Consider the following 14,568-nt stretch of genomic DNA (forward strand, 5'->3'; position numbering starts at 1 on the left):
AAGTATGAAAACCTGCGGTGCGCTTTGAGCCAATTTCATGGCGGCTAAAACGAGTCTAGCCGCCATCTTGGGCCTCATGCCAAATAGTGCCGGAACCAGGCCAGGGTTCTGTCCCAGGCGAGTTTAGCGGCGGCTTCGTCATAACGCGGCGTAGAGTCGTTATGGAACCCGTGATTTACGCCCGGATAAATATAGGCTTCATAGGTTTTACCTGCCGCTTTGAGTGCGGCCTCGTAAGCTGGCCACCCTTCATTGATGCGGGTATCCAGTGCGGCATAGTGAAGCAGCAACGGTGCTTTGATGCGTGACACATCTTCTGCTTTGGACTGGTGGCCATAGAATGGCACTGCGGCACCCAGTTCTGGATAAGCGACGGCCGCCGCATTGGCCACACCCCCGCCGTAGCAAAAGCCGGTGATCCCAACTTTGCCGGTGGTCGCCTGGTGCTTGATCAGGAACTCGATGGCGGCGAAAAAGTCATTCATCAGCTTTTCAGGATCGACCAGAAGCTGCAATTCCCTTCCTTTGTCGTCGTTACCGGGGTAGCCGCCCACGGAACTCAACCCATCCGGTGCGAGCGCAACAAACCCGGCTTTTGCCAGGCGGCGCGCAACGTCTTCGATATACGGATTCAGCCCGCGGTTCTCATGCACCACCACCACGCCGGGAACCGGCCCTTGCACTTTGGCTGGGAGCACCAGATAACCACGCACCTGACCGTGGCCGTTGGGGGAAGGATAATTAATGTATTGTGGGATGATATCAGGATCGGTGAACTCAACCTGCTGAGCGAGAGCATAATCGGGAAGCAGTGAGCCGATGAGTGTGGTGGCGGCGATCCCGCCCACCGCAAAGCGGGCTGCGCGCTCAAAAAACTCACGTCGGGAAATCAGTCCATGGGCATAATAATCGTAAAGTTCGAGCAGTTCTGGGGGGAAATCCTTTGCAGTAAGACGACTCATTTGTTCCTCCGGTCATTTCTGTCGATGTAGCATTACCCCAGCACCAAACAGCTTCAGGCGCTTGGCGTACCCTTATACAGCATGCCAAGCAGTGCTGCGGTGATCCAGATTTTTATTAATGTTGAGACTTTTACCCTCACCCATCTTTCTACCGATGGGCTATAACTAACAGTGTTTTTCCTCCACCTGAGATGTTCACAATGTCCAAGAAAAAGATACTGATGCTGGTTGGTGATTACGCCGAAGATTATGAAACCATGGTGCCTTTCCAGGCATTGCAAATGCTGGGTTATACCGTTGATGCCGTGTGCCCAGACAAAAGCAAAGGCGATTACATTATGACGGCCATTCATGATTTTGATGGCGCACAGACCTACAGTGAAAAACCGGGCCACCGGTTTGTGCTGAATGCTCATTTTGCTACAACACGCTCTGAAGACTATGACGCCCTGCTGATTCCTGGCGGCCGAGCGCCAGAATATCTGCGTCTCAACCCGCGAGTGATTGAATTAATTCAAGAATTTGATGCCGCACGCAAACCGATTGCCGCCGTTTGTCACGGCCCGCAATTATTGGCGGCGGCTGGCGTGCTCAAGGGGCGCACCTGTAGTGCTTACCCGGCCTGCGCCCCTGAGGTGCGGTTGAGCGGCGGAGAATATGCCGATATCGGCATCGATCAGGCACATGTTGATGGCCATTTGGTTACTGCTCCGGCCTGGCCAGCACACCCACAATGGTTAGCCAAATTTGTCGAGGTCTTGGAAAAGTAGAGTTTTCTCCCAGAGCGCTCTCCAGTTTCAGCAGGAGAGCGCCATATTCATCAGCTTGCCCGGTAAGCCGCACAATTGTGCAAATAATCATTGCGATATGTCGCCGCAAGCTATACTTAGCGCAGTAGCTACCCTGGGTATAGCAGTACAACCATCTTAAAAACCTCGGCAATCCCATTGTCTTATTTGTCTGTGGAGTGCATATGGCCATTGATTCCAAAACCCCCCGCACGGTGAAGGCACCAAGTTATCTTGATGCACTGATTCCGGTATTTACCCTGATCGTTTTGGTGGGGTCTTCTGTTGCTTTGTTTGGCTTGGATGCAGTCAACGGCCCGTTACAGGTGGCGATCATTATTAGCACCATGATCACCGCAGTGATCGTTTTAAAGAATGGCCACACCTGGGATGAAGTCTCTGAATCTGGGCGTAAAGGCATCTCAACCGTTGTTGGCGCAATCTTTATCCTGTTTTCCGTAGGGGCGCTGATTGGAACCTGGAATATGTCCGGCACCATCCCGACGATGGTGTATTACGGTATCCAGATGATCACGCCGAACTGGTTCTTCCCTATCGCTTTCCTGATTTGTGTCGGCGTATCAATGAGCATCGGTAGCTCTTGGACGACGGCCGGTACGCTGGGCGTTGGGTTGGTGGGTTTGGCCAACATGTTGGGGCTATCGCCAGAAGTCACTGCCGGAGCGGTTATCTCCGGGGCTTACGTGGGTGACAAGATCTCTCCGCTGTCGGAAAGTACCGTGCTGGCAGCTCAGTTGAATGGCGTCCCCTTGTATAAACACATCCGTGCGCAGCTATGGACCACCATTCCTGCCGGTATTATCGCCTTGGTGGCCTTTATCATTTTGGGCATCAATAAAAATGGTTTTGATGTTACGGTCACCAATAATGAACTTTCCCGATTCAGTGAGCTGTTCCACATCACGCCGTGGAACCTGATGCCGCTGGTGTTCCTGTTGGGATTATCGGTATGTAAAGTACCGGCCTCACTGGCTATTATGTGTTCGGCATTGCTGGCCGGTGTGATGGCCACATTTATGCAGCCACAGGTTATCGTGCGGTTTATTGCAGAACCGGATTTAGCCACGCCGTTGCAGGCGATTAAAGCCATTTGGTTGGCGATGGCAAACGGTTTTCAGGAAAATTCGGGGATAGCGCAGATCGATGCCCTGCTTTCTCGCGGCGGAATGGACAGCATGTTGCTGACCATTTGGTTGATCATCGGAGCGGTTACCTTCGGGATTATGGTGGATGACTTTGGCTTGCTCAATAAACTGGTCACCCCACTGCTGCTGCGGGCCAAAGGCGTTGTCCGCCTGTTTGCCTCTGTTGTGGCAACCGCCATTGGTCTTAACATCGCCGCTGGCGATCAGTATATTGCCCTGCTGCTGCCAACCCGCCTGTTCCGTGGCGAATTCGCCAAACGTGGGCTGGCACCAGAGAACCTGTCGCGTATTGTTTCTGACGCCGGTATTGTTACTTCACCGTTGGTGCCATGGAACTCTTGCGGTGCTTATATGGCCGCCGTCTTAGGGGTTTCGACCATGGGGTATATGCCGTTTGCCGTGTTTAATATTGCTGCGCCGTTAATGACGCTGGCATTAGCTATTACCGGCATTAATATTCGTCGGATACCTGTTGCCGCCCTGCCAGAAAATTCAAAAGGAAATGATTCTAGCTGTGAATCTGTTCAGAAGTAACAAACGGCAAATAATCACCGAGGCAATAAAAACCAACACCAACAGCGTAAACTTTAATGTAATATCGTCGAAGTGATACAGCGTGGTAATGAAGTAAAACACGCTGTAGTGAACGATATACACTCCTACCATCGCCGGGCTGATAAACTCGACCACATTGGTGATCAGCCGGTTTTTGATATTGATATTATCAAACAAAATAAACAGTACTAGGCTCATGGCCAACAGATGAATGTGCTCTAGCACAAACCAGCCAGCGACGCTGGGTTGTACATGGGTTGATAAATAACGCTCATAAAAGTACATTGAGACTCCAATTGGAATAAGCATTATTTTTGCCAACCCAAGCACGCGCACTCTTTTGGTGAACAAGCGCCCTTGTTCAGAACCGAGCATGTGGCCAAAAATGTAGTACCCGCCCCAGATCCAGATAAACGAATAACTGGAAATAAACAGCGGGTCATCTTGGGTATCCAACGGGCTGAAAATATCAAGCAACGCAATAACGGCCACCAGGCTGGCGAAAAAAAACGCTGTCACTCTCAAATGCTTAATGCCTTTCAGGATGACCGGGTAAATCAAATAGATGATGCCCATATTCAGCAGTATGCCATTCTGCAAGAGATAGCCTTGCTGTATATATGTCGTCTTGATCAATGATAAAACGATATTCCAAAACAGCATGATCAAAATAATGGACTTTATTTTTACCGCGATATCTTTTTTGGTCAGTTCCTCTACTTCATCCATATAGCCTATGATGATAAAAAACAATGGTTTAGATATGATTGACAGGAAGTATAAGATGCTCATGGCATTAGCGTTGAGAAAGCACTCATAGGCACAAATTTGGCTTGTTGAGAAGAAAGTCACTGCGGCAAAACAGCTCAGGCTTTTTAAAGCGTGCTGGCTTACGTTTTTAATCATTATGCTACCACCAATTACTCAGTGCAATCATGATGCACCCTACTGTTTTTTATAAAAATAATTTTAGTACAATAACGTTATCTGCACAATGCATAATTGTCAGTGAGCATGGCGTGCACAGCGTTATTCCTTGGTCAAATTAACCGTTATCGAAAAGCACGTTTTTTCCAATTAACCCGGCTTGATGGTTTGCGCGTTTGGCTACCATCTTTACGTGACAACTTCATGACAGAATAGCGTTATGTCAATTTTTAATTAAAAGAAAAATAGAAATAACCTTATCTTTCCACGCAGCAATAACCCAGCCATCTATCTCTACCTCTCAGAGGTAAAAATAAAATAATATTTTTATTTTTACCTGAGTGAAGCGCTATTAGCCAGAATAAATAAAATTTCTAGTGTTTTATTCTGTCTGATAGGGGGGGTTCAATCGATTAAAAGCAACTGTGCTGTCAATGAGCGTAAAGGATTTTCTCTGGGCAGGAAAAATTGGCGGTTATGACTATGATTTAAATCGTGAGTGCGTAACGTTAGCCTTTAATAACACATAACTTATGACTTGGTGTCAGTAAGGAAAACCATGACAAGTTCATCAACGAATAAACTGTCCCTATGGTCTCTCACCGCATTGGTGGTGGGTTCCATGATAGGTGCCGGGATATTTTCTTTACCGGCGACCTTTGGGCGTGCAACGGGTGGGTTTGGTGCCATCATCGCGTGGTGTATTGCGGGCGGTGGGATGTTAATGCTGGCGTTTGTTTTCCAAACCTTGGCTCAACGTAAACCCGAACTGGATTCCGGCGTATTTATTTATGCCAAAGAAGGATTTGGTGATTATCTCGGGTTTGCCTCAGCACTAGGATTCTGGGCCGGTACCTGTATTGGTAACGTCTCCTACTTTGTGCTGATTAAATCAACCTTGGGGGCATTCTTCCCAATATTTGGTGACGGTAATACCATCCCTGCCGTAATAGTGGCTTCGGTCATTCTGTGGGGCTTTCATATTCTGTTACTCCGTGGGGTGAAAAGCGCAGCGGCCATCAATACCATTGCCACTATCGCCAAAATCCTGCCGATTATCCTCTTTGTTATTGTGCTGATTTTTGCCTTCAAAGGTGACCTTTTCGCGCTCAACTTCTGGGGCGCACCGCAAGTTGCGGCCAATGTTGGCGATTTGTCTCACCTTAATGACTATGGCTATGTCGGGCATGCGGCGGCGGCTATCGTCCCTACGGTTGAACCTGAATCCTTGTTCAGCCAGGTACGCAGCACCATGCTGGTTACGGTGTTTGTGTTCCTAGGTATTGAGGGGGCCAGCGTTTACTCCCGCTATGCCAAAGAGCGCAGCCATGTCGGTATTGCAACGGTGATGGGGTTTATCGGCGTACTGTGCCTGCTGGTGCTGATCACCATGCTGTCTTACGGTGTGATGCTGCGTCCTGATTTGGCCGCGTTACGTCAGCCTTCCATGGCTGGCGTGCTGGAAGCCATCGTGGGGCGCTGGGGTGCCATCTTTATCAGCGTGGGCCTGATTGTTTCTGTGCTTGGTGCTTACCTTTCCTGGTCACTGCTGGCGGCAGAAGTGTTGTTCTCCGCATCGAAAAGCAAAAGCATGCCAAGGGTGTTTAGTACAGAGAACAGTAACGCCGTCCCTTCTTCCGCCGTCTGGTTAACCAACGTCACCATTCAGGTGTTCTTGATCCTGACCCTGTTCAGCCAATATGCATTCCAACTGGCGCTTGAACTGACCAGCTCACTGACCCTGATCCCTTACCTGCTGGTTGGGGCATACGGGTTGAAACTGGCCTGGACTGGGGAAACCTACGAAAACGATAAAAGAGACCACAAGAAAGACCTGATTATTGCGGTTATCGCCACTTTCTACTCACTGTTAATGCTGTATGCCGGAGGGATGAAGTATCTGCTGCTGTCGGCCATTATCTATGGCCCAGGCACGCTGTTGTACATTATGGCCAAACGTGAACAGCATGCAAAACTGTTCAACAATACGGCTGAAATGGGGCTCTTCGTTATCGTTATGGTCGCCGCGGTGGTTGCAATCTACAACATTGCAACGGGCGTTATTACTATCTGATTGAGGCAAGTCATTATGTCGACTAAAAAAAAGACACAGACTAAGTTTGGTGTACATTCAGAAGTAGGGAAATTGCATAAAGTGATGGTTTGTGCGCCAGGCAAGGCGCACAACCGGCTGACGCCAAGCAATTGTGATGAACTGCTGTTTGATGATGTGCTGTGGGTTGAACGCGCCAAGCGTGACCATTTTGACTTTATGACCAAGATGCGCGAACACGGCGTTGATGTGGTTGAGATGCACAATCTGCTGGCAGAAACGCTGGCGCTGCCGGAAGCCAGAAAATGGATCCTGGATCAGCAGATTGTGCCGAATGAAGTGTCGCTGGGGATCCTCAATGAAACCCGCAGCTTCCTGGATGGCTTGGCACCACGCGCTCTGGCTGAGGTGCTGATTGGCGGCCTCTCCACCACCGAGCTGGCAAAAGAAGGCTATGCCGATCACGAAGAACTGAAACTGATCCGCGAGGCGGTGGGCATTACTGAGTACCTGCTGCCGCCGCTGCCCAACACCTTATATACCCGCGATACCACCTGCTGGATCTATGGCGGTGTCACATTGAACCCGCTGTATTGGCCTGCCCGCCACGAAGAAACCATTCTGACGACGGCTATCTACAAATTCCATCCAGACTTTGCGGGTAATGTTAACGTCTGGTGGGGGGATCCAACGGTGCATCACGGTACCGCCACTCTGGAAGGGGGCGATGTGATGCCGATCGGTAATAAAACGGTGCTGATTGGCATGAGCGAACGGACTTCGCATCAGGCGATCACCCAGTTGGCGGCCGCACTGTTTGCCAACAAACACTCCGGTGTTGAGCGGGTGATGATTGCTGCAATGCCAAAACTGCGTGCCGCTATGCACCTGGATACGGTATTCACCTTCTGCGATCGTGATGTGGTCACGCTCTACCCTGCGATCGTCGATCAGATCAAGACCTTCTCCTTGCGCCCAGATGACGGCCCAACCGGCATGAAACTGAGCCGTGACAAAGGCACCTTTGTTGAAGCGATCGCCGGGGCTCTGAACCTGAAGAAACTGCGCGTCGTGGAAACCGAAGGCAACGACTACGACACCGAACGCCAACAATGGGACAGCGGTAACAACATGGTTGCTCTGTCTCCAGGCGTGGTTCTGGCTTACGACCGTAACACCAAAACCAATACCCAACTGCGTAAAGAAGGGGTTGAGGTGATTGAGATTGTTGGCAGTGAACTGGGCCGTGGGCGCGGCGGCGGCCACTGTATGACCTGCCCGATTATCCGTGATGCCATTGATTATTGATTGAAATAAATCAGTAGCATTTCGTTGAGCCAAAGCCGGATAGCCTGACTATCCGGCTTTTCTTTTGCCTGTAGTCAGTGGAACAGCAGGTACAAAAAAGCCCCTGTTCGGGGCTTGAACTGGCGACTGATTTTACAGCGGATAACGTAATATCGCGTTGAGATCGGCACCGGATGGCAGATCTTCGCTACGCACTGCCAGTACCCTGGCTCCGGTAGCCATCGCCCGTTTGGCAATCTCATCGATAATCCCGTAACTAGCCTCATCACCGCTGCCGCTGAAGGAGATCAAGCCTTCATCATCAATGGTTCCGTTCACGCTGCTGTCGATATTAATCAGCAGCAGATCGATGGCACCAAAGGTGGCCGCACGGGCTGCATCGGACAGATCCTGCGTCACCCGCCGCTCACCAGAGCGGGCTTCGAAGCGTGACTTCAAGGCATTCAGCTGCGCCTGATAATAGTTTTCCAGCAGTGGACGAACCTGGGTCACCAGCTCAGATGCCCCCAGATGCTCGGCATTGCTGAAAAGCGTTTCATCGGTAAGATTCGGTAGCGAATTGGTGGCACGATAAATAGAAGCCAAGGGCTCGGTAGTGACCAAAATCAGCGGGTAATCATGGTTGGCAAAGAGTGGGCGCAAGGCTTGGTCGACTTTACGGGTATATTGTGCCAGCCGTACCTTATGATGCACCGCGCCATGATGATGATCGTTTAAGGCAGCATCCCCCATGGCGTCACGTTTGTGAGATGGCATATTCGGCACCGCAACTTCCACAGGCGGTACATCGGCAAAAAATTCGATCAGGCGCGTCTGATTCTCAGACAACGCCAGCACATAAGCTGAATGAGGGAATGTCAGCGCCCGCAGCAAAGGTTTAAGGTAGAAACGCCCGCTTACTTCAAGCTGGTTGGGCAGTTCGTTCGCCAAACGGTAAGTGGTAATGCTGTCCGGTGTGGCCAGAATGGCCAGGCTGCGCGCATGCAGATCCCAAAAATCCTCATCTTCCAACACCGAATAAAGTTCTTCCTCCAACAGGGCTAAGCGGCGTTTATCCAAACCTTTTTCCGCAACCTGCTGCAATGCCTCTTTAATAAAGTTGCCCAGTTGAATTTTGCTGGCTTCTAATTTTTGGCGCAGCGGAGAAGTTTCAAGGTAGATGGAAATACAGGCATCAGAGCGGACATCGGATAAACGGGAGAACTCTTCACGGCTTGGAATATCAACGTATAGCATGGACCACCTCGCGAACTTACAGTTTAGTTGGGCTGTGTGATGTTATTCAGTTCGTACAAATTGGAACGGCTATAACCTTATCGACTAGAACTCTGCCACACAGGCGGTGTGAGCTTTTAGTATAGTTGCTATTTCTTAACTACCACCGGTAAATGGGGGTGATATTCCAGCTTTTAATCAGGCAATTACCCTGCCCTGAGAGATTTTCGGCAAAGGAGGTTGGAGATTGACAGGAGGATGTTCTCTTTCCCAACGGGGAAAGAGAACGGTGAAGCGGGTGCGATTAAAAACGGTCGACCTTTACAATTTCATCCAACGGCAATTTGCCGATGCGTGGATAAGGCTGGCCGATGCCTTTACCAATCGCCACCATCAGGGCGATCTGGTAATGCTCTGGTTTGTTGATGATCTTGCCAACGGCGTCGAAATCAAAACCGTCCATCGGGCAAGAATCATAGCCCTGAGCTTTGGCGGCCAGCATCAGCGTTTGAGCGAAAATCCCGCTGCTGCGCATGATCTCGTCGCGCTGTACCTGCGCTTTGCCGCGGTAATATTGATCGATAGCCGGGAACATAAACTGCTGAACGGGCTCTGCCGCTTCTCCCCAGATGGTTTTCACCTGTGATTCCCAACTCAGCAGATCGCCGCACAACACGACCAGCATTGAAGCGTCTGTCACCTGTGCCTGACCCCAGGCGGATTCACGGATTTTTTCACGCTGCGCACGATCTTCAATCAGCAACGGACGCCAGTGTTGCAGGTTAAACGCGCTGGGCGCATTTTGCAGCGCAATATTGAGCAGCGCTTTTTTCTCTTCCAGCGTCATCACATGCTGGGTATCGAACTGTTTGGTGGCACGGCGTTGTTGAATGGCGTCAAGAGTGTGCATGGCTATCCTTATGTTTAGTAATGATGTTTCGTGACTATTGTCACGATCTCGCCGCCACTGTCCAGACTAATTCGTGTGTTTCAGCTTTTCACTGTTGATACCACCTTCAATGGCTGAGCATCCGGCAGAATATTCATATGCTCGAGTACCTGAGCCATGATTTTACCGAATACCGGTGCAGCGACTGAACCGCCGAAGTGTTTGCCTGCTTTGGGGTTATTGACCATCACCACCAACGCGAGCTGCGGATCGCTGGCGGGCGCCACGCCCGCGGTATAGTTGATATAACCTCCATCATATTTACCGCCGGGGCCCATTTTTTCGGCGGTGCCGGTCTTGATGGCTAACCGATAGCCGGGGATTGCCGCATTGACGCCGCTTCCCCCTGGCAAGGCATCGCTTTCCATCATATGCACCACCGTTTTCACTACCTCAGGCGAGATAACCTGTTGCCCCATGACCGGCGGCGTCACTTTGGTGATGGAAAGCGGCCGATAGACGCCATAAGAGCCGATAGTGGCGTATTCACGCACCATTTGCAGCGGTGTGACCCGCAGGCCATAGCCGAAGGCAAAAGTGGCACGCTCGATATCGGCCCAGCGCGCCCGGTGTGCAGGCAGATAACCGCTGCTTTCGTTACCGATCCCCAAATCGGTGGGCCGTCCAAGGCCAAAATTGTGATAAACCGCTGGCAGCACCGTGGCAGGCAACGCCAGGGCAATATGCGAAACCGCAATATCGCTGGATTTCTGTAAGACGCCGGTAATGGTCAGCTTTGACCAGTGGCCAACATCCTTGATCAAATGGCCGTTAACAAAATAAGGCGTGGTATCCAGCACGGTGTCCGGGCGGATCAATTTGTGATCCAAGCCGACCATCACTACCACCGGTTTCACCGTTGAACCCGGCTCAAAACTGTCACTGCTGCACACGTTATGGATATCTTTGGCCGGTGTATTGGCATAGTTGTTCGGGTTGAAAGAGGGATAACTGGCCATACCGAGTATTTCACCGGTATTGATCTTCACCAGCACCGCACAGCCGGAGTCGGCCTGGTTGGCAATCACACCGTCACGCAGTTGGGAAAACAGCACGTACTGAATAAATTTATCGATGCTAAGCGTCACGTTTGGCGGTGGTACCGGGTCGACACTGCGGATCACGCCGATAATGGCGCCATTACCGTCTTTCTGGTACACCCGCAGGCCGTTTTTACCCTCGAGCAGCGGGTTAAAGCCCAGCTCGATACCTTCTAACCCTTGGTTATCCTGCCCGACAATGCCGATCAGCCCAGCCGCATCCTGGCCCATCGGATAAAAACGACTGAAATCCTGCTCGGCGCTGACGCCGGTGAGGTGCAGCTTGTTGATGTAATTAGCGTTGTCGTCTTCGACTTTGCGTGCCAGATAAACAAAACGCTTACGGGCATTGGCCTGGATCAGGTGCTGAACATCGCTGAGCGGTATTTTCAGCACGTTGGCCAGGCTCTGCCAGCGTTCGTTGCTGATATCGGTATGGGTATCGAGGATATGCTTGGGATCCAGCACAATATCCTTAGAAGAAACGCTGACGGCCAGCGCGGCATTATTACGATCGGTAATCATCGCCCGGTTGGTTGGCAAGATCTGAGTGCGGATCGAACGCTGGTCTGCCTGATCGGCCAATTGCTGGTGCTCCATCAGTTGCAAATACCCTACCCGGAACATCAGCAGGAAAAAGCACACCAGGATCCCTGCACAAATCCAGGTAAAACGCCCCGACGAATAATTTTTAGCGCTTTTTTTGGTTGAATGAGCCACGGTGAACCCTGCGTTTTATTTAGATTATCTATGGCTTAAGTCTAACGCTGGCAGGGTTTTTAGTAGATTGCAGTTTGTAAGAAAGTAAAAACAAACACGTTTCATGGTTTAAGGTGTTGCCCCCTATTTGGCGCTGCAAATAGGGGGTAAAAGCCCCGTTTAGTCACGCAGCCAAGGCGTTACCGTTACGCCAACCAACACCCCTTCGGGGCTAAGCAAGCGCGTTACGCTTTGGCCCCAGGGCTCCAGCCGGTTGGCAACCAGTAGCCGATATCCTTTAGCAACCAGCGTTGCTGTTGCCTGAGTGATGTCCGCAACGTCGAACTCCAACCAGGCCTGCGGCACTGGCAAATCCTGTGGCCATTGCTCGCTGCCGAAACAGGATTGCGCCGCCTGGGCCAACGGCCATAAAGCGAAGTGTTTCACGCCGGGTAAAGCATCATGCTCAGTCAACAGATACTCTTCATTGCCACCCATCGGCTTTAACGGTAAACCCAGCGCATCCTGATAGAAGGCTTTGCTTGCGCTGGTGTTTTGCGTAATGGGGCCAAAACCGGCCACGAAGAGAATCTCAATATCACCGAAAGGTAGTTTCATGCTTTTCTCCACAAGAAATTCAACGCGCCTGCTGCCGCAGTTGCATAGGGGCGCAGCCATAGGCCGCTTTGAATCGGTTGCTGAAATGGCTGGATGAACTGAAGCCGCACTCCAGCGCGATTTGTGTCAAGGGAATCAACGTATGGCGCAGCAGTTTCTCCGCCTGCTGCAAGCGTATGCGCATCACATACTGATGCGGTGCCTGCCCGGTACTGTGTTTAAACATGCGGGCGAAATGGAATTCGCTCAACCCAGCCTGGGCGGCCAAGTCTGCCAGCAGCAGTGGCCGATCGAGATGGCCTTCCACATATTCACGCACGCGTTTCAGCACCATTGGGGCCAAACCGCCGCGCACCGCAGGCAAACGCCATTGCAACTGGGTGTAATGCTGCAACAGATGCGACATCAGCAAGGTGGAAACGCTGCTCAGTGCCAGTTGGTTGGCGCTGTCCTGCCAATCACAATTCAGCAGAAATTGGCGGTAAAGCAGCGTGATCTGCGTGTCTTCCCCAAACGCCCGCTGTTCCATATTGATCGACGCCGGGCTGCGATCCCATGTCTGCTCTAACAGATGGCGCAAATGCTGGTCGGTACAATAAAGATGCACAAAAGACAGATCGCTGCGGATATCCCAGGTGGATTCATACTGGCGCGGCATGATGCAGAAACGATCCGGCCCTCCGCCGTTCTGCCAGCCGCCCGGTACTTTTTGGTAGCACTCGTAACCGTCTGCCACATACAGGCTGAGGGTATGGTGATCGGCGCTTTCCTGCGTGATACGATCGTTACGGTTGGACCAGGCCGCCAACTGCACGCCAGAGCCCAATTGCACGCTATTGTGCAGTTGCGCCTTGTGCTGCCGCAGTGTTTCAAATGCCTGATAAACCATGATCGCTCCGCCCTAATAAGAAAACGGTTTCAGTGTAAAGAGTCACGCCCCTTCCTGCCAACCATCGACCGATGCTTTTGCGAAAAAAAGCGCAAGAATATGCAACTGTGCGCAAAGCGCTGAAAGCGCCAAAACCGTAAACGCTGAATACTCCGGTTCAGGATAATTAACCGGAGTTAATCATGAATACGCTGCTGTATCTTGCTGTGGTGCTGATTTGGGGCACCACCTGGATTGCGATTACGATGCAACAGGAAGGATCGGTCGCCATTCCAGTCTCGATCGCTTACCGCTTTCTGCTTTCCGCTGCTGTCATGTTGCTGATCTTGCTGGCGCTGCGCCGCCTGCGCGCCATCAGCCTACGCGACCACCTGTTTTGCCTGCTGCAAGGCTGCTGTGTGTTTGGCTTCAACTTCTACTGTTTCTACCATGCAGCCGCCTATATCAGCAGTGGGTTGGAGTCGGTGATCTTCTCCATGGCCGTGCTGTTTAACGCAGTCAACAGCATGATCTTTTTCCGCCAGCGCCCCAGCCCAAACTTGCTGCCTGCGGCGTTGTTGGGCTTGATCGGCATTGTGGCGCTGTTCTGGCAGGATCTGGTGGCCACGCAGATGGCACCCGAGTTGCTTAAAGGGATTGGCCTGAGTGCGCTGGGCACCTACGGTTTTTCGCTGGGCAACATGCTCAGCGCACGGCATCAGCGCCGTGGGTTGGACATCCTCTCCACCAACACCTACGCCATGAGTTACGGTGCGCTGTTGATGATGGGGATCGCACTGGCACAAGGGGCTTCGTTCCACATCGAATTCACCGCCCGCTACCTGGGTTCGTTGTTCTATCTGGCCATCTTTGGCTCAGTGATCGCCTTCGCGGCCTATTTCAGCCTGCTCGGGCGCATTGGGGCTGGCGCCGCTGCCTACAGTACCCTGCTGTTCCCATTGGTTGCGCTGACTATTTCGACCATTTACGAAGGCTACCAGTGGCATCTGAATGCGGTAATCGGTCTGTGCCTGATCCTGCTGGGTAATCTGGTGATGTTCTCTAAACCGGGCATGTTCACCCCGCGCTGGCGCCGCCGTACGGTATAACGCAAACACTGCATCATGGGGCAGTTATCCGTTCACCATGATGCAGTGCTGGGTAATACAAGACACCATCACGCTTATTTTAAATTACGCGCTCGCTATTTTATCTCCATGCTCCTGCCCTTCTCACAGCGAAACAAGAATAATCCCCAACTCGTGCTAAATAACCAATTAGCTACCTGCATCACATAATTAACACAAAAATAACAAATGAACTGATAATCGCACAAACACTCTATATTCGCCCTTGTCGGTGAAATTTACATCCCCTAAGTTAAACAACAGGCCAACCAGCTTAATGCCGAAATCATCCA

The 14,568-nt window shown here is 51.4% G+C and carries 12 protein-coding genes; 5 read left to right on the forward strand and 7 right to left on the reverse strand.

Going from position 1 to position 14,568, the window contains the following annotated elements:
- Nucleotides 1–74: 74 nt before the first annotated feature.
- On the reverse strand, nucleotides 75–962 hold the full coding sequence (gene yghX / locus ACX9GT_RS12995; protein ID WP_473191439.1) for a YghX family hydrolase: 888 nt from the start codon (nucleotides 960–962) through the stop codon (nucleotides 75–77).
- Between the two features lie 200 nt (nucleotides 963–1,162).
- Between yghX and ACX9GT_RS13000 the strand changes: the two genes are divergently transcribed.
- Together ACX9GT_RS13000 and ACX9GT_RS13005 are read left to right on the forward strand one after the other, a co-directional pair.
- The gene (locus ACX9GT_RS13000; RefSeq protein WP_473191440.1) at nucleotides 1,163–1,732 is read left to right on the forward strand and encodes a DJ-1/PfpI family protein; all 570 of its coding nucleotides are present in this window, start codon (nucleotides 1,163–1,165) and stop codon (nucleotides 1,730–1,732) included.
- A gap of 203 nt (nucleotides 1,733–1,935) precedes the next feature.
- Nucleotides 1,936–3,450 carry a Na+/H+ antiporter NhaC family protein gene (locus ACX9GT_RS13005; RefSeq protein WP_473191441.1) on the forward strand — a complete coding sequence of 505 codons (1,515 nt, stop codon included), beginning with the start codon at nucleotides 1,936–1,938 and terminating at the stop codon, nucleotides 3,448–3,450.
- Here ACX9GT_RS13005 and ACX9GT_RS13010 read toward each other — a convergent pair.
- Nucleotides 3,409–4,377 (reverse strand): acyltransferase family protein, encoded by a 969-nt coding sequence (locus tag ACX9GT_RS13010; protein WP_473191442.1) that lies wholly within the window; start codon nucleotides 4,375–4,377, stop codon nucleotides 3,409–3,411. The genes ACX9GT_RS13005 and ACX9GT_RS13010 overlap by 42 nt on opposite strands.
- 580 nt (nucleotides 4,378–4,957) lie before the next feature.
- Between ACX9GT_RS13010 and ACX9GT_RS13015 the strand changes: the two genes are divergently transcribed.
- A complete protein-coding gene (locus tag ACX9GT_RS13015; protein WP_473191443.1) occupies nucleotides 4,958–6,472 on the forward strand; it encodes an amino acid permease in 1,515 nt (504 codons plus the stop codon).
- A gap of 15 nt (nucleotides 6,473–6,487) precedes the next feature.
- Entirely contained in the window at nucleotides 6,488–7,759 is a 1,272-nt protein-coding gene (gene arcA / locus ACX9GT_RS13020) for an arginine deiminase (RefSeq protein ID WP_473191444.1), read from the forward strand.
- A 132-nt stretch (nucleotides 7,760–7,891) separates the two neighbouring features.
- Here the strand turns inward: arcA and ACX9GT_RS13025 are convergent, their stop codons facing one another.
- From ACX9GT_RS13025 to ACX9GT_RS13045, 5 genes are all read right to left on the reverse strand, one after another.
- Nucleotides 7,892–8,995: a baeRF11 domain-containing protein gene (locus ACX9GT_RS13025; RefSeq protein WP_473191445.1), complete on the reverse strand. Its 1,104-nt coding sequence runs from the start codon at nucleotides 8,993–8,995 to the stop codon at nucleotides 7,892–7,894.
- A gap of 283 nt (nucleotides 8,996–9,278) precedes the next feature.
- Nucleotides 9,279–9,884: a nitroreductase family protein gene (locus tag ACX9GT_RS13030; protein ID WP_473191446.1), complete on the reverse strand. Its 606-nt coding sequence runs from the start codon at nucleotides 9,882–9,884 to the stop codon at nucleotides 9,279–9,281.
- A gap of 80 nt (nucleotides 9,885–9,964) precedes the next feature.
- Nucleotides 9,965–11,683 carry a penicillin-binding transpeptidase domain-containing protein gene (locus tag ACX9GT_RS13035; protein ID WP_473191447.1) on the reverse strand — a complete coding sequence of 573 codons (1,719 nt, stop codon included), beginning with the start codon at nucleotides 11,681–11,683 and terminating at the stop codon, nucleotides 9,965–9,967.
- Nucleotides 11,684–11,842: 159 nt separating this feature from the next.
- Nucleotides 11,843–12,280, reverse strand: coding sequence for a VOC family protein (locus tag ACX9GT_RS13040; protein ID WP_473191448.1), 438 nt, complete (start codon nucleotides 12,278–12,280; stop codon nucleotides 11,843–11,845).
- 19 nt (nucleotides 12,281–12,299) lie between these two features.
- Entirely contained in the window at nucleotides 12,300–13,169 is an 870-nt protein-coding gene (locus tag ACX9GT_RS13045) for a helix-turn-helix domain-containing protein (protein ID WP_473191449.1), read from the reverse strand.
- 182 nt (nucleotides 13,170–13,351) lie between these two features.
- Between ACX9GT_RS13045 and ACX9GT_RS13050 the strand changes: the two genes are divergently transcribed.
- Nucleotides 13,352–14,257 carry a DMT family transporter gene (locus ACX9GT_RS13050; protein WP_473191450.1) on the forward strand — a complete coding sequence of 302 codons (906 nt, stop codon included), beginning with the start codon at nucleotides 13,352–13,354 and terminating at the stop codon, nucleotides 14,255–14,257.
- Nucleotides 14,258–14,568: the final 311 nt, after the last annotated feature.

The organism is Serratia sp. YWN4, assembly GCF_055790845.1.